Raw genomic sequence first — 20,678 nt, 5'->3', positions numbered from 1 at the left:
CGCTCCTGTTCTTCGTCAGATAGCCCGCTATCTTCCTCATCACAGAAGCGAAAATGCCTCAAAAACTCATCCCAAATCATCGCACGATAAATTCAAAACAGCTTCTAAGCTATTGGGAAAAACATGCCTTAGGTTGTCATTTCAAGGTTAAATAAAGTTATCCTTTCTTCTATTACTGTAGCAAAAATATTTTATAAATGCCTGCCATCAGCCAACCCAACCGCGTTGAAAACGCAATAGTACTGCATTCGCCAATGCAGTATATATTCATTTTTCAGGGGTATGTATTGACTGTTGGCAGACATTTAGAAACAGTTCTCCCAATGTCTTTCGCAATACCGGATGCAATGTTTCACTGGCTATCTCCACCAAAGGTTTCATAACAAACTCACGTTCGGTCATTAAGGGATGTGGCAGAACCAGTTCTGGTGTATACAAGATTACATCATCGTATAACAGCAGGTCTATATCAATCAAACGGTCATGATACACTCCTCCGACCGATTTTTGGGTACGCCCCAATGTGCGTTCGATTTCTTGGGTCCGGTGCAAGACTTCCATTGGAGGTAAAATGGTTTCCACACATGCCGCTGCATTTAGAAATTTATGTTCGGAAGCGAACCCCCATGGAGCAGTTTCATAAAAAGAAGATAGGGAAATCACTTTCCCTATCTCGTCATTTATCAGTCTGGTAGCAGTACGTAGATTGGTTGCTTTGTCTCCCAAATTCGTACCCAGTCCCAAATAGACATTTGCCATCCTTTATCGAATTACTTGTTCAATATCAGCATCGCATCGCCATAAGTGCCGAAACGATAATCTTCTTTCAACGCCTCTTGATAAGCATCCATTACCAGCTCATATCCTCCATACGAACATACCAGCATCAGCATGGTAGACAAAGGCATATGGAAATTGGTCACCATTGCATCGGGCAATACGAAATCGTAGGGCGGGAAAATGAACTTGTTGGTCCAACCCTCATATTCTTTGAGATGTCCGTCTGTGCCTGTAGCCGTTTCGATGGCCCGCATCACGCTGGTACCTACCGCGCATACCTTGTGTCCGCTATCCTTTGCTTCATTTACAATACGGCAAGCCTCGGATTTGATGAACATTTGTTCCGAATCCATCTTGTGCTTGGTCAGGTCTTCCACATCAATGTCGCGAAAACATCCCAATCCGCAGTGCATGGTAATAAATGCCAAGTTGATACCTTTGATTTCCATACGTTTCATCAGCTCGCGGCTGAAGTGGAGTCCTGCAGCTGGTACGGTTACAGCCCCTTCATACTTGGCATAGATGGTTTGAAAACGTTCGGTGTCTTCCGGTTCTGCCGGACGACGGATAAAAGGAGGAAGAGGCGGCTCGCCCAATGCATAGAGAGCCTTCTTAAATTCATCATGCGGACCATCATAAAGGAAACGAAGGGTTCGTCCACGTGACGTGGTATTGTCTATTACCTCGGCCACCATTGAATCATCATCGCCGAAATACAACTTATTTCCGATACGTATTTTACGTGCAGGATCCACCAGTACGTCCCATAGGCGGAGTTCTTCGTTCAATTCGCGCAACAAAAAGACTTCAATGCGCGCCCCTGTCTTTTCCTTGTTTCCATACAAACGGGCAGGGAATACTTTCGTGTCGTTAAAAATGAATGCATCCTGATCATCAAAATAGTTCAGGATGTCCTTGAATATAACATGTTCTATCTGACCAGTAGACTTGTGTACTACCATCAGCCGGGACTCGTCTCTGTACTTCACCGGATGCAAAGCAATCTTTTCTTCCGGTAACTTGAATTTGAATTGTGACAGTTTCATCTTCTTCTCCTTTCCTTATATTATTATTCCAGATACCAAGCGGCTTGTTGAACGGGTACAGGCTTTCAGATATTTTCAGCTCCTTTAACCGGTAAGGAGCTATATTCCCATCCTATTCGAACATTCCGCCAACCAGGTACTTAAACTTAGTCAACTATTACATCCTGCTGGTTCAGCCAGCTTTCAAAATCTTCTACTTTCATACAATTTTCCAAGGTCACTTCACCCACGCGAGTACGACACAACGCAGTCAGGTGTGCCCCACTGTGTAATGCTTCCCCGATGTCGCGTGCCAATGCGCGGATATATGTACCTTTGCTACAGACCACGCGTATCTTTATTTCGGGTAGTGCACATTCCAGCAATTCAATCTCATCGATAACCAACGTCTTGGGCTTCAGTTGTACTTCATCACCTTTACGCGCCAGTTCGTAAGCACGCTTCCCATCTACCTTGCATGCAGAAAATGCCGGAGGCACCTGCTCTATAGCACCCACAAAGCGCTGCAATGTTTCTTCCACCAACTCACGGGTAATGTGTCCGGTAGGATACGTGGCGTCTATCTCTTTTTCCAAATCATACGACGGCGTGGTGGCTCCCAACTGTAGGGTCGCCACATATTCTTTCGTATGGTATTGGAATTCTTCGATACGCTTTGTTGCTTTTCCTGTACAGACAATCATCACCCCAGTTGCCAAGGGGTCGAGTGTCCCGGCATGTCCCACTTTTATTTTTTTCACTCCCAGCTTGCGGCTGACGTGATACCTTATTTTATTGACAAGCGCAAACGATGTCCATCGGTACGGCTTATCAAAATACAACACCTCTCCTTCTTTAAAGTTCATCAAGCAAGTTCCAAATTATATCCTAAAGCTGTCATTATCAAAATTACTCCTCCCACAATGATACGATACCATCCGAAAGCTGCAAATCCGTATTTCGTCACAAAGCTGATGAAGAACTTGATGGCGAGCATTGCTACGACAAATGCGACTACATTGCCTACAATCAGCGCCTCCATATTTGCCGTGATGATTTCTGTACCACCGTCCATAAACAGTTTCAGCATCTTGTAGACCGTGGCGGCAAACATGGTAGGTACGGCAAGAAAGAAAGAAAACTCGGCAGCAGCCTTACGGGTAAGCTTCTGTGCCATACCGCCTACAATGGTGGCCATCGAACGCGATACGCCCGGAATCATTGAAATGCACTGGAACAGTCCGATACAAAAAGCACGTTTCTCGGTCAGTTCAGTCGTTTCGCTTCCATTTCCGAACAATTTGTCGCAAAACAGCATAAACACGCCTCCTACAATCAACATTACCGCAACCACAATCACACTTTCCAGCATAGCATCGATCATATCACTGAACAACAGACCTAATACAGCTGCAGGAATGAAGGCAACCAACAATTTCCAATAAAAATCGTACTTATGCAGGAAACGTTTCAGCGTTGAAGCCCCTTCGGGAGCCGGTTTATGATTCAGACGGAAAAAACGTTTCCAATACAAACATACCACCGAAAGAATAGCTCCAAACTGGATGATAAACGTAAATGCTTTCACAAATTCGGTACTCTCTACCCCCAGCACATTTTGTGCTATAATCATATGCCCTGTCGATGAGACAGGTAAAAACTCGGTCAACCCTTCAACAATCGCTATTATGATTGTTTGCAATAAATTCAAATCTCCTTCCATTATTTATTGATAATTTGACAATCAGCTATTTATTATTTATGCCAATCAGGAGTTGAAAGGGAGTTAGAAACAGTTATCGCCCGCCAGGCAGACTGGAAATTAAAGTGATAACTCCTATGAAACATAACTGCTTTTAATTCCTGATTCACATTATATTTAGTTGTCTATTTGCAAATAGCAAGCCGAAGTAGTAACAAACTTATCCTTTCGGTTTGCGCAATATACCATAAATCATTGCGATAAATCCTATAAAGCAAACTACCGGTGCCACCTTGATACGTCGCGCACTGAAAATGTCCGGTTCGAATGTAGTTTCGGTAGAACCCGGTCCTGACATCAGCAAGAAACCGATGATGATTACTACCATCCCTCCTGCCAATAACAGGAAGTTAGTCTTGTCAAAAGCAAATTTTCTTCTATCCATAATTTGTTCTTTTATAGAAATAATAAAGAAACCTGAAGAGTGGAAAAAGTTGGAGACCATTGAAAATGGCATGAAACTTACACTCTCCTTAATTTCTTTACCTTCTCCTAATTATAATATAGTTCATTGGTCTTCATCCGCAAATAACGGTTAATGGAAATCCATGCACAAAATGTCGTTATCACTACCCCGAACAAGAATACCGCCCCCATCACCACCAACATTACCCCAGGGGTTATTACCGCCAGCAAATCGGGTTCATATCGTACCAGTGCATACGCTGCTGCAACCAGTATCCCGTCGGCTATCACTCCAGCCAGGATACCTACCCATACATTGCGTACCAAGAAAGGACGACGGATGAAAGCCCAGCTTGCTCCTACCAGTTTCATGGTATTGATAAGAAAACGTTTGGAATAAATGGTAAGCCTGATGGTATTGTTTATCAATGCAAATGATATCAGCATAAGCAGGGCAGCAAGCCCTAGCAATACCACACTGATTTTACGGATGTTACGGTTGACCGCATCCAGCAGGTCTTGTGGATAATTGATTTCGATGACACCCTTTTCCGAAAGAATTTCGTCCTTTATCCAGGCTATGCTGTCCGAATTGGCATACTCCGCATTCAGCTTTACTTCGATAGAAGCCGTAAACGGATTGTAACCTAAAAACTCGGCAGGGTCGGTTCCCATAGCTTCCGATTGCTCCTGCAATGCCTGTTTCTTTGAAATATAATCGGTTTGCTTTACGTAAGGCTTGGCGTTCAGCCTGTTCCGGAACTGTAATATGTCGGGGTCTTTCATATCATCGCTTATCAATACAGAGAAAGCTATATTCTCGCGTACATATACAGATAAGTTGTTTGCTGCCAGCACGAAGAAAACCACCGTCCCCAGCAACAACAGGACCAACATGGTGCTGATGCTGGAGGTAATGAACTGCATATCTATCAATGCTCCCGATTTTTTGCTCATGCCTTCACTTTTTTCTGAAACACATATATCATCGAACTGCTCCGTTCCTTTTTCACTAATGAAGCCAGACCGGCTTCCATTCCCTTCAGCATCCCTTTTACGAAAGGAAAACTGCTTTTCCGATACTTTTCCGAAAGCATTGATACGTAAAATGCATCAAACGGCATCGGATGACGTTCGGTCAAGATGAACCCATGCTTGGCTCCGAACTGCTGTATGACAGACGGAGCAAAGTGCCACAAATGACGCGGCACATCATATGCCGCCCACATTTCCTTATAAAAACGGGCGTCAAACGAAGTTGGGTTAGGTACAGCTACAACCAGAATACCCCGGTCGCTCAGCAGGGAATAAATCCTCTCCCACGTTTCATTTAAATTCTGCAGGTGCTCCATTACGTGCCATAATGTCACCACGTCAAATGAACCGGTTTCGTATGCCGGCAAAGCTTCAGGAGCATTCACTTCCAATCCGAAATGTTCACGCGCAAAAACTCTTGCCTGCGGACTTTTCTCGATAGCCGAAACCCGCCATCCGCGTCCAGACATAAAGTGAGGAAAATACCCTGTTCCTGTGCCGATGTCAAGCAAACGCCCCCGGCTCAGTCCGCAACACCGTTTGATAAGTCGTGCCTTACGGCGCAACATGTATTGACGCACACAATGGTACAACCGGTTAGCAAGTCCCTTGCGCGTATCGGTATGCGAAATATAATCGGGCGACTCGTAATAACGTCCTATCTCACTTTCATCGGGCACATCCTGCGTGAAAAGGAATCCGCACGATGCACACCGGCAAATGTCGAACGGTTCATTTGTGGCATAGTGATCGGTACAAGTCATCACCTTCTCCAGTTGGTCTTTGCCGCATAACGGGCACGTATCTATATGCAGTCTGTTCACTTTATTCCCTAATTTGGTGCAAAATAACAAATAAATCGGGTACGAATACCTATCTGTTAAGCTTCTTTAAGGATATTGGGAAAAAGCGGAAAACATTTGTCTGGCCTACTCAGTCTGCACCGTTTTCTTCCGGCATCTTGTTTTCGGGCTTTTCGATGCCGTCTGCCGTGGCTCGTTCTTCCATAGTTGAACCGAGCCAGTACGGGACAAGTGCCCGGCATTATCCTCTTTTACAACATCTACGATGCTTTCGTGCCTTTCCGCTTTTCCTTGCGCAACACGAAGCCTATCCATGCGATGCCCAGCCCGCCCACACTGAAGAACCCGTGCAAGCAGCCTTCATGTACGGGGAAACGTACCTCACGCACATATTCCGGATTGTAAAGCAAGGCAATCTCCCCTCCTTCGCGTATGCCGAACGTCAGATAGACTTCCTTTGAGGTGTACATCTCGCCGAACTCCACCGTTTCGTAGCGCACATCGACACGATGTTCCCACCTCATCTTGCGGTACTTGTACACCCGTTCCGACTCTATCCGTTCCACTACTCCGCGGGCAGGATTCCAGTCTTTCACTATCATGCCCAGCGAAATGAAGCCGCCTATTCCCAGCGCCAGCATCACAAAGCCGATAAGGAAACAGGCTACGTAAGCCATATCATGAGATTTCATAAAGCCTCTTGTTCGTTTACATTCACGAGGGTAAATATAAACAAAAGTACACACATAAGCAAACATGTGCATAAAGATATTGTCAAAATACCAACAACCTGCCAATCCCTTTCCGCACAAGGCTATACACATCCGGCAAAGCAAGCAGTTATTTCAAGTATTTTAACTGGTAAGAACTATAGTTTCACCATGATAAAACTGCCGTTTTAACCTGTTAAAACTCCCTGAAACTACAGCTTCCTTATGCAACACATGCTTCTGAAGCATGCATAAGAAGCAATTTATCCACACATTCCACTTGACGTTATCCACAAGCTATAAACACCTATAAGAAGGTTTCAACAAGTTTTTCAACTGTTTATTTACCATTTATCAACAAAATTCTTAACCGATAGAAACGCTTGTCTTCTATATTTTTGTATCTTTGTACTGATGAGAAACCGAAACTGAAAAACCGCAAAACAATGATGCAACAATCTTCAGTGAACTGACCGGTATTCTCGTTTCTTTCCCTCACTTCAAACTCTTCCGCCCTTCATTCGTTGCAAATAAAGGATTTCTTTGTATCTTTGCGCAGCTTATAATATAAGGTGTAAAATCAAAATCACAACACAATATCATCATGGAATATAATTTCAGAGAGATCGAAAAGAAATGGCAACAGAAGTGGGTGGAACAGAAAACCTACCAGGTTACCGAAGACGAATCGAAACAGAAGTTCTACGTGCTGAACATGTTCCCTTATCCTTCGGGAGCGGGACTTCACGTAGGCCATCCGCTGGGATACATCGCCAGCGACATCTACGCAAGATACAAACGCCTGCAAGGCTTCAATGTGCTGAACCCGATGGGATACGATGCCTACGGGCTTCCGGCGGAACAATACGCCATCCAGACCGGGCAGCATCCTGCCATCACAACCCAGAACAATATCAACCGCTACCGCGAGCAGCTGGACAAGATAGGATTCTCGTTCGACTGGGACCGCGAAGTGCGTACCTGCGACCCTAAGTATTACCACTGGACGCAATGGGCTTTCCAGAAAATGTTCAACAGCTTCTATTGCAACACCTGCGGCAAGGCACAACCCATCGAAAAACTGATAGAGCACTTCGAAAAGCAGGGTACCGAAGGGCTGGACGCAGCTTGCTCGGAAGAACTGAGCTTCAGCGCCGACGAATGGAAGGCAATGAGCGAAAAGCAGCAACAGGAAACGCTGATGAACTATCGCATCGCCTACCTGGGCGAAACCATGGTAAACTGGTGCCCGCAACTGGGTACGGTGCTGGCAAACGATGAAGTGGTAGACGGTGTAAGCGAACGCGGAGGCTATCCCGTAGTGCAGAAAAAGATGCGCCAGTGGTGCCTGCGTGTGTCGGCATACGCAGGACGCTTGCTTGACGGACTGGACCACATCGACTGGACCGACTCTTTGAAAGAAACCCAACGCAACTGGATAGGCCGTTCGGAAGGTACGGAAGTGCGGTTCAAAGTGAAAGACCGTGACCTCGAATTTACCATCTTCACCACCCGTGCCGATACGATGTTCGGCGTGACCTTCATGGTACTGGCTCCCGAAAGCGAACTGGTTCCGCAAGTCACTACCGACGGACAGCGTGCCGAAGTGGAAGCTTATCTGGACCGTACCAAGAAACGTACCGAACGTGAACGCATCGCCGACCGCCGTGTGACGGGTGTATTCAGCGGCTCGTATGCCATCAATCCTTTCACGGGCGATGCCGTACCTATCTGGATTAGCGACTATGTATTGGCTGGCTACGGAACCGGAGCCATCATGGCGGTACCGGCACACGATAGCCGCGACTATGCTTTTGCCAAGCATTTCAACCTCCCCATCGTTCCGCTGGTAGAAGGATGTGACGTAAGCGAAGAAAGCTTCGATGCCAAGGAAGGTATCGTATGCAACTCGCCGAAAGCCGGTGTAACGCCTTATTGCGACTTGAATCTGAACGGCCTGACCATTAAGGAAGCCATCGCCGCTACCAAGGAATATGTGAAAGCACACCACTTGGGACGTGTAAAGGTGAACTACCGCCTGCGCGACGCTATCTTCTCGCGCCAGCGTTATTGGGGCGAACCGTTCCCGGTATATTACAAGGACGGCATGCCTTACATGATTGACGAAAACAAGCTTCCGCTGGAATTGCCCGAAGTCGACAAGTTCTTGCCTACCGAAACTGGCGAGCCTCCGTTGGGACACGCTACAAAATGGGCTTGGGATGTAGAGAAAGGCGAAGTAGTAGAGAATACGAAGATAGACAACGTGCATGTATTCCCGCTCGAACTGAATACCATGCCGGGCTTTGCCGGTTCGAGTGCCTATTACCTGCGCTACATGGACCCGCACAACGATAAAGCACTGGTATCGGAAAAGGCAGACCGCTACTGGCAGAACGTAGACCTCTACGTAGGCGGTACCGAACATGCTACGGGGCACCTTATCTATTCCCGCTTTTGGAACAAGTTCCTGTTCGACCTCGGCGTAAGTGTCAAGGAAGAACCGTTCCAGAAACTGGTGAACCAAGGCATGATTCAGGGACGGAGCAACTTCGTATACCGCATCAAGGATACCAACACCTTCGTCTCTCTCGGCCTGAAAGACCAATACGACGTGACACCTTTACACGTAGACGTGAACATCGTGACCAATGACGTGCTCGACATCGAATCCTTCAAGAACTGGCGTCCCGAATATCACGATGCCGAATTCATCCTCGAAGACGGCAAGTACATCTGCGGCTGGGCGGTAGAGAAGATGAGCAAGTCGATGTACAACGTGGTGAACCCCGACATGATTGTAGAGAAATACGGAGCCGACACCCTGCGTATGTACGAAATGTTCCTGGGTCCGGTAGAGCAGTCGAAACCTTGGGACACGAACGGCATCGACGGTGTGCACCGCTTCCTGAAGAAACTCTGGAACCTGTTCTACGGACGTCAGGGCGAGTTCCTGCCTACGGAAGGCGAAGCTACGAAAGAAGAACTGAAGTCTATCCATAAACTGATAAAGAAAGTTACGGGCGACATCGAGGTCTTCTCATACAATACTTCTATCAGTGCCTTCATGATTTGTGTCAATGAACTGACCGCGCTGAAGAGCCGCAACAAGGCAGTGCTGACCGACCTCGTCATCCTGCTTGCTCCCTTCGCGCCTCACCTTGCCGAAGAGCTTTGGGAAGCGTTGGGACACGGCACCACCGTATGCGATGCCCAATGGCCTGCATGGAACGAAGACTACCTGAAGGAAGACACGGTGAAATATACCATCTCTTTCAACGGGAAAGCACGTTTCACCATGGAATTCCCTGCGGATGCCGACAACGACACCATACAGGCGGCGGTAATGGCGGAAGAGCAGTCTCAGAAATGGATTGAAGGCAAGACTCCGAAGAAGGTCATCATCGTGCCAAAGAAAATCGTCAACATCGTGTTATAAATAAAAGAAACGCAGATTAACGCAGATTTTCGCAGATTAAAAATAAAAAAAATCTGCGTCAATCCGCGTTAATCTGCGTTTAAACCAATTATCTATGGAGTTAGCATTAATCAAGAAGATAAGCCGCGAGTCGAAAGATTACCTTGCCATTACTTTCGGGCTGGTACTCTACGCGCTGGGCTGGGCGATGTTCCTGCTCCCCTACCAGATTACGACGGGAGGCGTGACGGGTATTTCCGCCATTATCTATTACGCTACAGGAGTAGAGATACAAGTATCCTACTTCATTATCAATGCCATATTCTTAGGCTTTGCCCTGAAAATACTGGGACCGAAGTTCAGCGTGAAGACCGTATATGCCATCTTTATGCTGACCTTCCTGCTCTGGCTCTTCCAGTGGCTGCTGAAAGACGATGCCGGACACCTGCCCCAACTCCTCGGACCGGGACAAGACTTCATGGCATGTGTCATCGGAGCCGGCATGCTTGGATTCGGTATCGGCATCGTGTTCTGCAACAACGGAAGCACGGGCGGCACCGACATCATCGCCTGGATTATCAATAAATACAAGGACGTGACGCTGGGACGCATGATGATGTATTGCGACATCGTCATCATCTCGTCATGCTATTTCATCTTCCACGACTGGCGGCGCGTGCTCTTCGGCTTCTGCGTGCTCTTCATCTTGAGCATCGTGATTGATTATGTCATCAACAGCGCACGCCAGTCGGTGCAGTTCCTCATCTTCTCGCGCAAGTACGAAGAGATAGCCGAAGGCATCTCCACCCGGATAGACCGCGGCGTCACCCTGCTTGACGGGCAAGGATGGTACAGCAAACAGAATATCAAGGTAGTAGTGGTACTGGCAAAAAAGACCCAGTCGCTCGACATCTTCCGCCTCGTGAAAGACATCGACCCCAACGCTTTCATCTCGCAAAGCAACGTCGTAGGCGTATACGGAGAAGGATTCGACAAGCTGAAAGTGAAATAAAGGAGTTAAGAAGTTAAGGAGTTAAGTCAATAGTTTTGTTTGTGATTTGTTATCTAAAGTATTGGCTTAACTTCTTAACTCCTTAACTTCTTAACTCCTAAAAAATAAACCCACCAACACAATGAAAAAGAAACTCGTTTTTGCAACCAACAACGCGCATAAGCTCGAAGAGATACGCGCCATCCTCGGCGACAAGCTGGAGATATTGAGCCTGAACGACATCGATTGTCACGCCGATATTCCTGAAACCGCTGATACCCTCGAAGGAAACGCCCGCCTGAAAGCCGGATACATCTACCAGAACTACGGCATGGATTGCTTTGCCGACGATACGGGACTGGAAGTGGAAGCCCTCGGCGGTGCACCGGGCATCTACTCGGCACGCTATGCCGGAGGCGAAGGACATGACTCGGAAGCCAACATGCGCAAATTGCTTTCCGAAATGGAAGGAAAGGAAAGCCGCCGTGCCCGCTTCCGCACCGCCATCTGCCTCATCGAAAGCGGCAAGGAGTACCTGTTCGAAGGCATCGTGCAGGGCAACATCATCGAAGCACGCCGCGGCACCGCAGGCTTCGGCTACGACCCCGTCTTCCAGCCCGAAGGCTATGCCGAGACATTTGCCGAAATGGGAAACGAAGAAAAGAATAAAATCAGCCACCGCGCCCGTGCCGTGCAGCAGCTGGTGGAATACTTACGCTCTGAAAACTAAAATGCGGCACCGATGTAGGTGTGTCAATCGCTTCTTGACACCCAATTCCTCCATCGGTGCGCTATCTTTATTATTGAAGCCTCAATGGAAATGCAAAGATTCATACAGACATGATAACGAATGGCATTTCACAATACAACCCCTGAACAACACGGTAATAGGACAATCAAGTTATAGGATGAAAAGCGTATGTCTGTTTCTGATAAAATGAAGCCTCCTGTTCGCTTCATGCGAACAGATGGGCTACTACAATAACGGGGAAATAAGCATCACCACGATATTCTGCGACCGTGTTATTCGAATACTTTGAATGTGTAGCCTTGTGCCAACAGCCATTCGATAGCACGGGGTAAGGCATACTTCAGGCGCGGCTCAGACTTGATAGAGTCGTGGAAAGTGATGATGGAACCGTTTCGGACATATTTTTTGACCTTGGCAAGCACTTGCGGACCGGTAAGACGCTTGCTGTAGTCACGGGTGACAAGATCCCACATCACGATGCGGTATTTCTTTTTCAATACATGATATTGCACCCAGCGCATATGGCCGTGAGGAGGACGGAAAAGATCTGTATGCAGGTATTCATTTGCCTTGTCGGTATTTGCCAGATAATTCTGGCTCAGATATTCGAAGCCTCGAATATGATTGAAAGTATGGTTCCCGATACGATGGCCTCGTTCTACTACCATACGGAATTCTTCAGGGTGCTTACGTACGTTATCACCCACCATAAAAAAGGTAGCCTTGATGTTATATTTGTCTAATAAGTCGAGTACCCAAGGTGTGATGTTGGGGATAGGCCCATCATCGAAAGTCAGATAAACAGCTTTTTCATTTTTATCCATACGCCATAAAGCACGTGGATAAATCCATCGAAGCAATAAGGGAGGTTGTTCGATAAGCATAACAGTATTTTGAAAGTAATTAATAGTCAACAATGAATAGTATATAACAGGCTTGTTGCATAACTGTTGCTAACTATTCATTGTTAACTGTTAATTGTTAACTATAAACTATTCATGAGCCGGATTAGCTTTTCCTATACGGTTTTCCAGCAAGCCATATAGCTGGTCGAACTGATGACGGTAGCTAGTTGCCGATTCAAGTGGTTTACCGTTTTCATCCTTCAACTTTTCAAGCGCTTTGCAGACATCGTCTAAGATGGTATAGTGGCGTATGCACTCTTCGTACGAACTGGCCAAACGTATATCGTCAAGGCTCATATACCAAGCAGCATATTCTACCGAATTTTGCGCTAACTGGCAGAGGATATTTTCTGCTTTCCCAGTTTCACCCAGTTTTGCGTAATCATCCGCCATTTCTTTCGAACTGCTGTAGATGTAGTCATGGCGCACCGTAGTGCTCGGAATCACTTTTTCGCAATAATCAAGAACTTCCAATGCCTTGTCGTTCTTGCCTTCTTTTATCAATTGGGAAGCCAATTGAACGAACATACGGCGGTGCGTATCGCACATACGGAGCACGGTTTCATCCAAATAGATATCCGGATTATCAATGCCGCCGAATTTGAACTTGTGCATCAGGTTATCGTACATCTTTTCCGAATCAATACGCCGTCCTAGTTTGGCGTTGTCGAACGGAGTGATGCGGTATGCCAAACCTTCTTGCAGGAAGTTATTAGTCAGGTTCAGATGATTTTCCGGACCTACGGTAATCGCCATATACATCGGACGTTCCCAGTTGGTATTGGCAAGCATTTCCAGCATCATCAGTTCGCTTTTGTATAGTACGCGTTTGCCTTTCAGTGAGATGTGCATATAATCAGGAATCGAATCGGGAGTAAGCATACCCGAACGTTTGATTGCTTCTTTGTCCAGCTTGATGACAATGCTGTCCGTCGGAATCATTTGCAAGCCTTCCTTCGGCGAACGTACCCAGTATTTCAGGATATTCTTCAGTTCGTATGGATTGTCACCGAACTCTTTCTTCGCTTCTTCGGGATATTGCTTGTAATAATTGTTGATAGTTTCCATTGCATCGGGACGTACATAAACCGCTTCGTTGTGTCCTTGTACGTAGTCGATACGCTCCCAGTCTATAGGAACGGAAGGCGAGTCGTATGCCGGACGACGCATTTGGTCGATGTACCAATCGGTCTGCAGATAGCTCAAGTTGCATACACGCACATCCGTACGGAAACCTTCGGTCTCTTGATTGTACCACAAGGGGAATGTGTCATTGTCACCGTTAGTGAGAATTATCGGTTTACCATCGGTTTGCACGGAATTTAAATAGTTTTGTCCGAAGTCGCGGCACGTATAACGTCCGCTCCGGTCGTGGTCATCCCATGTCTGGCTTACCATTTGTAAAGGAACAAGCAGACATACCACGCTGGCAAGAATAGCTGATGGTTTCTCGCCTAACTTCTTCTTTAGCCATTCGGCGATAGCTGCTACTCCCAGACCTATCCAGATGGCAAAAGCATAGAAGGAAGCTGCATATGCATAGTCACGTTCACGTGGTTGTTGCGGTGTCTGGTTCAGGTAAAGCACAATGGCAAGTCCCGTCATAAAGAACAGGAAAAATACAATCCAGAACTGCTGGATGCCCCGTTCGCCCCGGTAGGCTTGCCAGAACAAGCCGATTAGTCCCAGTATCAAAGGCAAACAATAAAACACGTTGTGCCCCTTATTATTTTTCAAATCGCTTGGCAATAAAGTTTGGTCACCCACCAACATCTTGTCGATGAACGAAATACCGGTAATCCAGTTGCCGTGCTCGATTTCGCCCTGACCTTGAATATCGTTCTGCCGTCCGGCGAAGTTCCACATAAAGTAACGCCAATACATATAATTCAACTGGTAGATGAAGAAGAACTTGATGTTATCCCATTGGGTAGGTATCTTCACCATCAGCATTTCCCCACACTGGTCGTATGGGACCTGACGACCTTCTACACCTCCTAACCAACTTTCGTAGGCCGCTGCATGATCCGAACTATACATGCGAGGGAATATCATGTTTTGTGCATACTTGTATTCGCTCTTGTGGCGTACGATTTCATAACTGTCTTTCTCGTCCGGACGCTCTTTTTCTTTACGCTGATAGACAGGTGCACCTTCTGTCATGGCATATACACAGCCCCCGTCGACTTCTTCGAGTGCCATTTTCGAAGCATACGTCTGTCCGTAGAAAAGTGGGCGCGTACCGTATTGTTCACGTCCCAAGTATTCGCCCAAGGTAAAAATGTCTTCAGGCGAATTCTGATCCATCGGCGTATTTGCCGATGAACGGATAACGATAACGGCGTATGAAGAATATCCCACAACCATCATCATCATGCAAAGCAAGGAAGTATTAAGCGTGCGGGCACTGACTTGATATTTTTCAGGAAGTTTGGCAAACAGGTACAATGCCAGAACCGCCAGTACGATAATGCCGATAAGCACACTGCTCCATCCATGTCCGTAGAAGGGGATACCCAACAATCCTACAGTGGTAAGGAAAGAAATGTTCATCCGTTTCCGGCTACGTACGGTATAGCTTTCGTATACACCCCATATAAGGCTGGCCGCCAAAAGGATGATATAAATAATAAGTCCGGTATTGAACGAGAATCCCAAACTGTTGACAAACAGCAGTTCGAACCAACCACCTATTTTCACGATGCCCGGTACGATACCATAAAGTACTACGGCTATCAGTATCATCGAACCAACCAGTGCCATCAAGCTTCCTTTCAGGTTGGCATTGGGATTCTTTTTGTAATAATATACCAGTACAATGGCGGGAATACAAAGCAAGTTCAGCAAGTGGACTCCGATTGACAAACCCGTCAGATAGGCTATCAGGATAAGCCAACGGTCACTGTGAGCTTCGTGAGCACGGTTTTCCCATTTCAGAATCAACCAGAACACTACGGCGGTAAAGAGACTGGAATAAGCATATACTTCACCTTCTACGGCACTGAACCAGAAAGTATCGCTCCATGTATAAGCCAGTGCACCCACCAGTCCCGCACCCATGATGGCAATAAGCTTACCGGTTGTCATTTCTTTTTCTTCGGGACAAATCAGTTTTTTAGTAAGATGCGTAATGCTCCAGAACAGGAACAGGATACATGCTGCACTCATCAATGCGCTCATGATATTTACCATGACCGCCACTTGCGATGGGTCGCTGGCAAACTGGCTGAACAAGTTGGCTGTCAGCATAAAGAAAGGTGCGCCAGGGGGATGGCCTACTTCCAGTTTGTATCCGGTGGTGATAAACTCGGGACAATCCCAAAAGCTGGCAGTAGGTTCGATAGTCATGCAGTAAGTAAATGCTGCAACAAGGAAAGCGAACCAGCCTACCAGATTGTTGATCTTGTTGTACTGTTTCATTCTTAAGGTTTCATTTTTGTATAATTGCCGCAAAGATAGTGAATTTCACCGCAGGGCAGGTAAGAGTAGGATAGTTTTTCGTTTTTTTATAGAAACTGTTTTGAATTTATCGCTTGGCGATTTAGAATGATTCCCAAACACACCTGATCACGCCCGAAAACGGCACATTAAGCCTAAAAACTTTTTATGAATGCCCGCAATTAGTCAATCCGCCGGAGTTGAAATACTGTATTTGCCGATGTAGTATATATTCATTTTTCAGGGGGATGTATTGACTGTTTGCGGACATTCATTTTTTATATTTTTTTCTGGATTTCTTCGTGCATTCTGTGTAGTGTTCCGTATTCAATGATAATATCAACGAAATGTATAACATCATATCGAGCAAAGTACAATCTTATCAGAATGGCGGTTGGGGCTATGAAACGTCAGGATTATCTGCTCCGGCACTATCTGCTTTCGGCAATGTCAGTTTAAGCATCGCATACCCCAGGATGCCTGCCAATACCGTACCTGCCAGCACTCCTAACTTTGCCTGGCCCAGCAATACCTCATCAGTTGCCCCAAAGGAAAGATTGGCAATAAAAAGCGAAACGGTAAAGCCAATACCGCCTAATAATGCCACTCCCGCTGTATTCCGCCAGTTCATCCCTTGCGGCAAAGAAGTGACACGCAAGCGTACAGCCAACCACGTAAAGGAATAAATCCCCACAAACTTACCCACTACCAAACCTAATACTACGGCATACGTCACTATGCCGGCTATCTCTCCGCCTCCTCCCGAAAGCGTAATGCCTGCATTGGCAAAGGCGAAAAGTGGCATAATCAGGTAGTTCACCATTCCATGCATACGGTCTTCCATAAACTGGAGAGGCGAAATCACCTTGTCGGAAGCCGACTCAATACTTTTTAATGCATCTATCTGATTCGGAGTAAGAAGAATACTGCTCTTGTCGAAATGCGGGAATTCGGCAATGTTCTCACGGATGCGCGTGATGTATTTCTTCACGTTCAGGCACGGGATGGAAGGAATCGTGAACGCCACCAGCACACCTGCAATCGTAGCATGCACGCCCGACTGAAGGAAAAGATACCACACCGCAATACCTGCCACGCAATAAAACGTGCGCGACATAACCTGCATCCGGTTAGCTATCAGCAGGATAACAAGAATCGCAACTGCAGCCAGCAAATAGCCTCCAGCCAAATGAGACGTATAGCAAAAGGCGATAACCAGAATGCCTCCAATGTCATCGACCACGGCAAAGGCGGTCAGGAAAATCTTCAGGCTCAGGGGAACACGCTTGCCGAACAGGCTCAACACGCCCAAGGAAAATGCGATATCAGTCGCCATGGGTATCGCCAGGCCTCCTTCGGCAGGCGTTCCGGCGGTCATCGCAAAGTAAATTGCCACGGGGACAATCATCCCTCCCACCGCCGCGATGATGGGAAGCAACGCCTGGCGCAGGCTGGAAAGTTCGCCTACCAGCACTTCACGCTTGATTTCCAGTCCCACGGAAAAGAAGAATACCGCCATCAAGGCATCGTTGATGAACGCCATCAGCGTCAGAGGTTCACCGTGATGGCTGAACAGGTTGAATCCGCCTACCTGTAAAGCTACAGGATAATTCCAAAAGGCATGGTAAGCTTCCGCCCATGGCGAATTGGCTATTACCATTGCCAGCACGGCTACAACCATCAGCACCATACCACCATTGACACGATGTTTCAAAAAGCTCAAGAATGCATAATCGAAAGTCTTCATCATCGGATTACTCATAAAATTTACTGTTTTATTGTGTAAAAAATAAGAAACGCATGACTGCCTTGCTTGTAAGATTATTAATCTTCATGCCGAAAGATTATTAATCTTCACGCTGTAAGATTATTAATCTTACAACCGATGCAGCTATATGCCGGAGAGAACAATGCTTGCTTGTCATGCCGGATTTGTAATCATGAGTGGCACTGACAACAGGAGCGACACCGGCAGTGTGCATTCCATATTAAAGTACAATTTCACACCATTCAAAGTATAAAACAAAAATACGCCTTATTTTGTTTAGCTGCAAATGGGAATAGCGTAAACAATGAGAAGCTGTTTTGAATTTCTCCAAAAAGTTTTTCTTGGTTTGATGTATCCGTTTTCGTGCGTGCTTTGGGCGATTTTTTGGTCCTTTTCGCTCCTGTTCTTTGTCAGATAGCCCGCTATCTTCCTCATCACAGAAGCGAAAATGCCTCAAAAACTCATCCCAAATCATCGCACGATAAATTCAAAACAGCTTCTGAAAAAATGGAATTTATTATCCAACATTTCGTAGAGTACGCATTCTTTTCTGTTTTGTTCGCATATCTGAACAAGATTCTGTATTTTTGCAACACAAACAAGAAACAGACACATGAAAACGTACATCATTTTTTTACTTATCCTATTGTTTACCGCGTGTGGAGGACGTAAAACGCAGAAGCCTGCCGAGGAGAAACCGATACTTACCGTCAGTATCGAACCCTTGCGTTATTTTGCTGAATCCATTGCGGGCGAGCATTTCCATATAATCTGTATGGTACCCGAAGGCAGTAGCCCGGAAACTTACGATCCTACTCCACAACAATTGGTCGAACTGAGCCGAAGCCGCGCCTTCCTGCGTGCCGGATACATCGGCTATGAACTCGCCTGGGCTGATAAATTAAAGCAAAATGCCCCAAACGTCCCTTTTTTTAACTTATCGGATGGCGTTACCCTGATACACGAAGAAGAAAAAACAGAGCATCCCCATGCAGGAGGTGTCGAGCCGCATACATGGAGTTCCATCAGTAATGCTTATACAATATCAGCCAACATTTGCCGGGCACTTTGCCAAATAGACCCGGAAAATAAAGAATATTATATGACCCGCATGACCCGGCTGGGTACTAGGCTAAAGCAGATAGACGAAAAAATATTGGCTTACCTGAACGGCGGTGAACGCACGTTCTTGATTTACCATCCTGCACTCTCTTATTTCGCACGCGATTATGGATTGACACAAATCAGCATTGAAGAAGGAGGCAAAGAACCTTCGCCCGCCCAACTGAAGACATTAATCAACCGATGTAAAAAAGAAAATGTACGGACCATCTTCGTACAAAAAGAGTTTGATACGCGCAATGCGGAAGCAATAGCCCGTGAACTGAATTTGTCCCTCATCCGCATCAACCCACTGAGCTACAGATGGGAAGAAGAAATGTTGCATATAGCTCGCACGTTATCCAAATCCGATGAAATGCCATGACAGTTTCATTTCCTCTTATCCAATTAGAACATATCTGTGCCGCCTATGACCGCAAACCAGTGTTGGAAGATATAAACCTTACTGTCTGCGAACAAGACTTCATAGGCATCATAGGACCCAATGGAGGCGGAAAGACAACGCTGGTCAAACTCATTTTGGGATTGCTTCATCCTCTGTCGGGAAGTATTCGTTTTTATCAGAATGGCAAAGAGACCTCCGAACTCAGCATGGGCTACTTGCCACAATATACCTCGATAGATAAAAAATTTCCCATATCGGTATACGATGTGATACTTTCCGGCCTAAACAAGCAGAAATCCCTCTTCCGTTCCTTCACAAAAGCGCAACATGAAAAAGTGCGTGCCATGCTCTCCCGCGTGGGACTGGAAGGATTAGAGCAACGTCCTATCGGGCAACTGAGTGGCGGACAACTGCAACGTGCCTTGCTGGGACGTGCCTTGGTCTCGAATCCGCAAATTTTAATATTAGATGAACCGAATACATATATTGACAAGCGATTCGAAACACATCTTTATACACTGCTGGAAGAAATCAACCGCGAACACGCCATTATCTTAGTTAGCCACGACATAAATACAGTGCTTCAACATGCTCAAAATATAGCCTGTGTAAATCACACCCTCGATTATTTGCCAATCAAGGAAGTGACTGGAAAATGGATAGAAGAACATTTCGACCGATAACAATCCATAAAATCAATAAAACAAGGATTTTTAACAATGAAAAAATAAGGAATATACAAGAAATACTCTTATCTTTGCACGCAGAAAGGGGCATTAGCTCATCTGGCTAGAGTGCGACACTGGCAGTGTCGAGGTGACCGGTTCGAGTCCGGTATGCTCCACACATAAAGAGACAATTTCAAAATAAGAATTGAAATTGCCTCTTTTTTATGTTTGCCCGGCACGAATGTTCTCTCTACCGGTACCTGTCTGTAACATTTCCAGATTTTCCTTTGCGGATAAACAAAAAACGCTTCACAACCTGTCAGTCATGAAGCGTCTTTCGTACCCGAAGCGGGACTTGAACCCGCACAGCCATCACTGGCCAAGGGATTTTAAGTCCCTCGTGTCTACCGATTCCACCATCCGGGCATCCTATTCAAAGAACAAGAGCGGAAAACGAGACTCGAACTCGCGACCCCAACCTTGGCAAGGTTGTGCTCTACCAACTGAGCTATTTCCGCGTTTACGGGTGCAAATGTAGGGAGTTTTATTTTACACTCCAAACATTTTCCGTATTTTCTTTCAAGATGTTTGTTCTTTTCACGTTATTCACCACAGAATTCTAAGACTTGCACAAGTTTTATGGCGGAATATTTTTGTTAAATAAGTTAAACGGGTGGGTTTCCCTGTCCCGTTTAACTTTTATAGTTCATAA

17 protein-coding genes and 3 tRNA genes are annotated in these 20,678 nt (G+C 46.1%); 6 read left to right on the top strand and 14 right to left on the bottom strand.

What is annotated here, in order from left to right; genetic code table 11:
* Positions 1-267: 267 nt before the first annotated feature.
* From folK to B5F71_RS13455, 8 genes are all read right to left on the bottom strand, one after another.
* Positions 268-759 (bottom strand): 2-amino-4-hydroxy-6-hydroxymethyldihydropteridine diphosphokinase, encoded by a 492-nt coding sequence (gene folK / locus B5F71_RS13490; protein WP_087211196.1) that lies wholly within the window; start codon positions 757-759, stop codon positions 268-270.
* Between the two features lie 11 nt (positions 760-770).
* Positions 771-1,826 (bottom strand): tRNA preQ1(34) S-adenosylmethionine ribosyltransferase-isomerase QueA, encoded by a 1,056-nt coding sequence (queA, locus tag B5F71_RS13485; RefSeq protein WP_022040374.1) that lies wholly within the window; start codon positions 1,824-1,826, stop codon positions 771-773.
* A 146-nt stretch (positions 1,827-1,972) separates the two neighbouring features.
* Complete coding sequence (gene truB / locus B5F71_RS13480) at positions 1,973-2,671, bottom strand: tRNA pseudouridine(55) synthase TruB (protein WP_022040375.1); 699 nt, start codon at positions 2,669-2,671, stop codon at positions 1,973-1,975.
* Positions 2,671-3,528, bottom strand: a complete 858-nt coding sequence (locus tag B5F71_RS13475; RefSeq protein ID WP_022040376.1) for an undecaprenyl-diphosphate phosphatase — start codon at positions 3,526-3,528, stop codon at positions 2,671-2,673. The genes truB and B5F71_RS13475 overlap by 1 nt, the downstream gene beginning before the upstream one ends.
* 199 nt (positions 3,529-3,727) lie before the next feature.
* Complete coding sequence (locus B5F71_RS13470; RefSeq protein WP_087211202.1) at positions 3,728-3,952, bottom strand: DUF3098 domain-containing protein; 225 nt, start codon at positions 3,950-3,952, stop codon at positions 3,728-3,730.
* A 107-nt stretch (positions 3,953-4,059) separates the two neighbouring features.
* Positions 4,060-4,929 (bottom strand): permease-like cell division protein FtsX, encoded by an 870-nt coding sequence (locus B5F71_RS13465; RefSeq protein WP_087211192.1) that lies wholly within the window; start codon positions 4,927-4,929, stop codon positions 4,060-4,062.
* A complete protein-coding gene (locus B5F71_RS13460; protein WP_022040379.1) occupies positions 4,926-5,831 on the bottom strand; it encodes a class I SAM-dependent methyltransferase in 906 nt (301 codons plus the stop codon). The genes B5F71_RS13465 and B5F71_RS13460 overlap by 4 nt, the downstream gene beginning before the upstream one ends.
* A 239-nt stretch (positions 5,832-6,070) precedes the next feature.
* Positions 6,071-6,502, bottom strand: coding sequence for a DUF3592 domain-containing protein (locus B5F71_RS13455; RefSeq protein ID WP_087211189.1), 432 nt, complete (start codon positions 6,500-6,502; stop codon positions 6,071-6,073).
* Between the two features lie 622 nt (positions 6,503-7,124).
* On the opposite strand from B5F71_RS13455, the gene leuS reads away from it, so the two are divergent.
* The 3 genes from leuS (at position 7,125) to B5F71_RS13440 (ending at position 11,659) form a co-directional block, all read left to right on the top strand.
* A complete protein-coding gene (leuS, locus tag B5F71_RS13450; protein ID WP_087211186.1) occupies positions 7,125-9,959 on the top strand; it encodes a leucine--tRNA ligase in 2,835 nt (944 codons plus the stop codon).
* A gap of 94 nt (positions 9,960-10,053) precedes the next feature.
* Positions 10,054-10,950, top strand: coding sequence for a YitT family protein (locus tag B5F71_RS13445; RefSeq protein WP_087211183.1), 897 nt, complete (start codon positions 10,054-10,056; stop codon positions 10,948-10,950).
* Positions 10,951-11,071: 121 nt separating this feature from the next.
* On the top strand, positions 11,072-11,659 hold the full coding sequence (locus tag B5F71_RS13440) for a non-canonical purine NTP diphosphatase (protein ID WP_087211179.1): 588 nt from the start codon (positions 11,072-11,074) through the stop codon (positions 11,657-11,659).
* Positions 11,660-11,952: 293 nt separating this feature from the next.
* Here B5F71_RS13440 and B5F71_RS13435 read toward each other — a convergent pair whose 3' ends face one another.
* The 4 genes from B5F71_RS13435 to B5F71_RS20330 form a co-directional block, all read right to left on the bottom strand.
* On the bottom strand, positions 11,953-12,564 hold the full coding sequence (locus tag B5F71_RS13435; protein WP_022040384.1) for a polysaccharide deacetylase family protein: 612 nt from the start codon (positions 12,562-12,564) through the stop codon (positions 11,953-11,955).
* Positions 12,565-12,672: 108 nt separating this feature from the next.
* Positions 12,673-16,005: a DUF2723 domain-containing protein gene (locus B5F71_RS13430; RefSeq protein ID WP_087211176.1), complete on the bottom strand. Its 3,333-nt coding sequence runs from the start codon at positions 16,003-16,005 to the stop codon at positions 12,673-12,675.
* Positions 16,006-16,423: 418 nt separating this feature from the next.
* On the bottom strand, positions 16,424-17,785 hold the full coding sequence (gene nhaA / locus B5F71_RS13425) for a Na+/H+ antiporter NhaA (protein ID WP_206423845.1): 1,362 nt from the start codon (positions 17,783-17,785) through the stop codon (positions 16,424-16,426).
* Positions 17,786-18,011: 226 nt separating this feature from the next.
* A complete protein-coding gene (locus tag B5F71_RS20330) occupies positions 18,012-18,266 on the bottom strand; it encodes a hypothetical protein (protein ID WP_158098096.1) in 255 nt (84 codons plus the stop codon).
* A gap of 138 nt (positions 18,267-18,404) precedes the next feature.
* Between B5F71_RS20330 and B5F71_RS13420 the strand changes: the two genes are divergently transcribed.
* The 3 genes from B5F71_RS13420 (at position 18,405) to B5F71_RS13410 (ending at position 20,142) form a co-directional block, all read left to right on the top strand.
* Positions 18,405-19,277, top strand: coding sequence for a zinc ABC transporter substrate-binding protein (locus B5F71_RS13420; RefSeq protein ID WP_087211173.1), 873 nt, complete (start codon positions 18,405-18,407; stop codon positions 19,275-19,277).
* Complete coding sequence (locus B5F71_RS13415; RefSeq protein ID WP_022040389.1) at positions 19,274-19,981, top strand: ATP-binding cassette domain-containing protein; 708 nt, start codon at positions 19,274-19,276, stop codon at positions 19,979-19,981. The genes B5F71_RS13420 and B5F71_RS13415 overlap by 4 nt, the downstream gene beginning before the upstream one ends.
* Positions 19,982-20,068: 87 nt before the next feature.
* A tRNA-Ala gene (locus B5F71_RS13410) sits at positions 20,069-20,142 on the top strand.
* A gap of 164 nt (positions 20,143-20,306) precedes the next feature.
* Here B5F71_RS13410 and B5F71_RS13405 read toward each other — a convergent pair.
* Positions 20,307-20,392, bottom strand: a tRNA-Leu gene (locus B5F71_RS13405).
* A 19-nt stretch (positions 20,393-20,411) separates the two neighbouring features.
* Positions 20,412-20,484: transfer RNA gene (locus B5F71_RS13400), tRNA-Gly, on the bottom strand.
* Positions 20,485-20,678: the final 194 nt, after the last annotated feature.

This window comes from Bacteroides sp. An269 (genome assembly GCF_002159755.1).
Lineage (GTDB): Bacteria > Bacteroidota > Bacteroidia > Bacteroidales > Bacteroidaceae > Phocaeicola > Phocaeicola intestinalis.
Note: the sequence above shows the minus strand (reverse complement) of the source record. Positions and strands in the feature narration are given on the sequence as shown.

What these genes read in the sequence shown, in the direction of transcription:
- folK (WP_087211196.1), bottom strand. Translation starts at nt 759, where the DNA reads ATGGCAAATGTCTATTTGGGACTGGGTACGAATTTGGGAGACAAAGCA.
- queA (WP_022040374.1), bottom strand. Translation starts at nt 1,826, where the DNA reads ATGAAACTGTCACAATTCAAATTCAAGTTACCGGAAGAAAAGATTGCT.
- truB (WP_022040375.1), bottom strand. Translation starts at nt 2,671, where the DNA reads ATGAACTTTAAAGAAGGAGAGGTGTTGTATTTTGATAAGCCGTACCGA.
- B5F71_RS13475 (WP_022040376.1), bottom strand. Translation starts at nt 3,528, where the DNA reads ATGGAAGGAGATTTGAATTTATTGCAAACAATCATAATAGCGATTGTT.
- B5F71_RS13470 (WP_087211202.1), bottom strand. Translation starts at nt 3,952, where the DNA reads ATGGATAGAAGAAAATTTGCTTTTGACAAGACTAACTTCCTGTTATTG.
- B5F71_RS13465 (WP_087211192.1), bottom strand. Translation starts at nt 4,929, where the DNA reads ATGAGCAAAAAATCGGGAGCATTGATAGATATGCAGTTCATTACCTCC.
- B5F71_RS13455 (WP_087211189.1), bottom strand. Translation starts at nt 6,502, where the DNA reads ATGAAATCTCATGATATGGCTTACGTAGCCTGTTTCCTTATCGGCTTT.
- leuS (WP_087211186.1), top strand. Translation starts at nt 7,125, where the DNA reads ATGGAATATAATTTCAGAGAGATCGAAAAGAAATGGCAACAGAAGTGG.
- B5F71_RS13445 (WP_087211183.1), top strand. Translation starts at nt 10,054, where the DNA reads ATGGAGTTAGCATTAATCAAGAAGATAAGCCGCGAGTCGAAAGATTAC.
- B5F71_RS13440 (WP_087211179.1), top strand. Translation starts at nt 11,072, where the DNA reads ATGAAAAAGAAACTCGTTTTTGCAACCAACAACGCGCATAAGCTCGAA.
- B5F71_RS13435 (WP_022040384.1), bottom strand. Translation starts at nt 12,564, where the DNA reads ATGCTTATCGAACAACCTCCCTTATTGCTTCGATGGATTTATCCACGT.
- B5F71_RS13430 (WP_087211176.1), bottom strand. Translation starts at nt 16,005, where the DNA reads ATGAAACAGTACAACAAGATCAACAATCTGGTAGGCTGGTTCGCTTTC.
- nhaA (WP_206423845.1), bottom strand. Translation starts at nt 17,785, where the DNA reads ATGAGTAATCCGATGATGAAGACTTTCGATTATGCATTCTTGAGCTTT.
- B5F71_RS20330 (WP_158098096.1), bottom strand. Translation starts at nt 18,266, where the DNA reads ATGATTTGGGATGAGTTTTTGAGGCATTTTCGCTTCTGTGATGAGGAA.
- B5F71_RS13420 (WP_087211173.1), top strand. Translation starts at nt 18,405, where the DNA reads ATGAAAACGTACATCATTTTTTTACTTATCCTATTGTTTACCGCGTGT.
- B5F71_RS13415 (WP_022040389.1), top strand. Translation starts at nt 19,274, where the DNA reads ATGACAGTTTCATTTCCTCTTATCCAATTAGAACATATCTGTGCCGCC.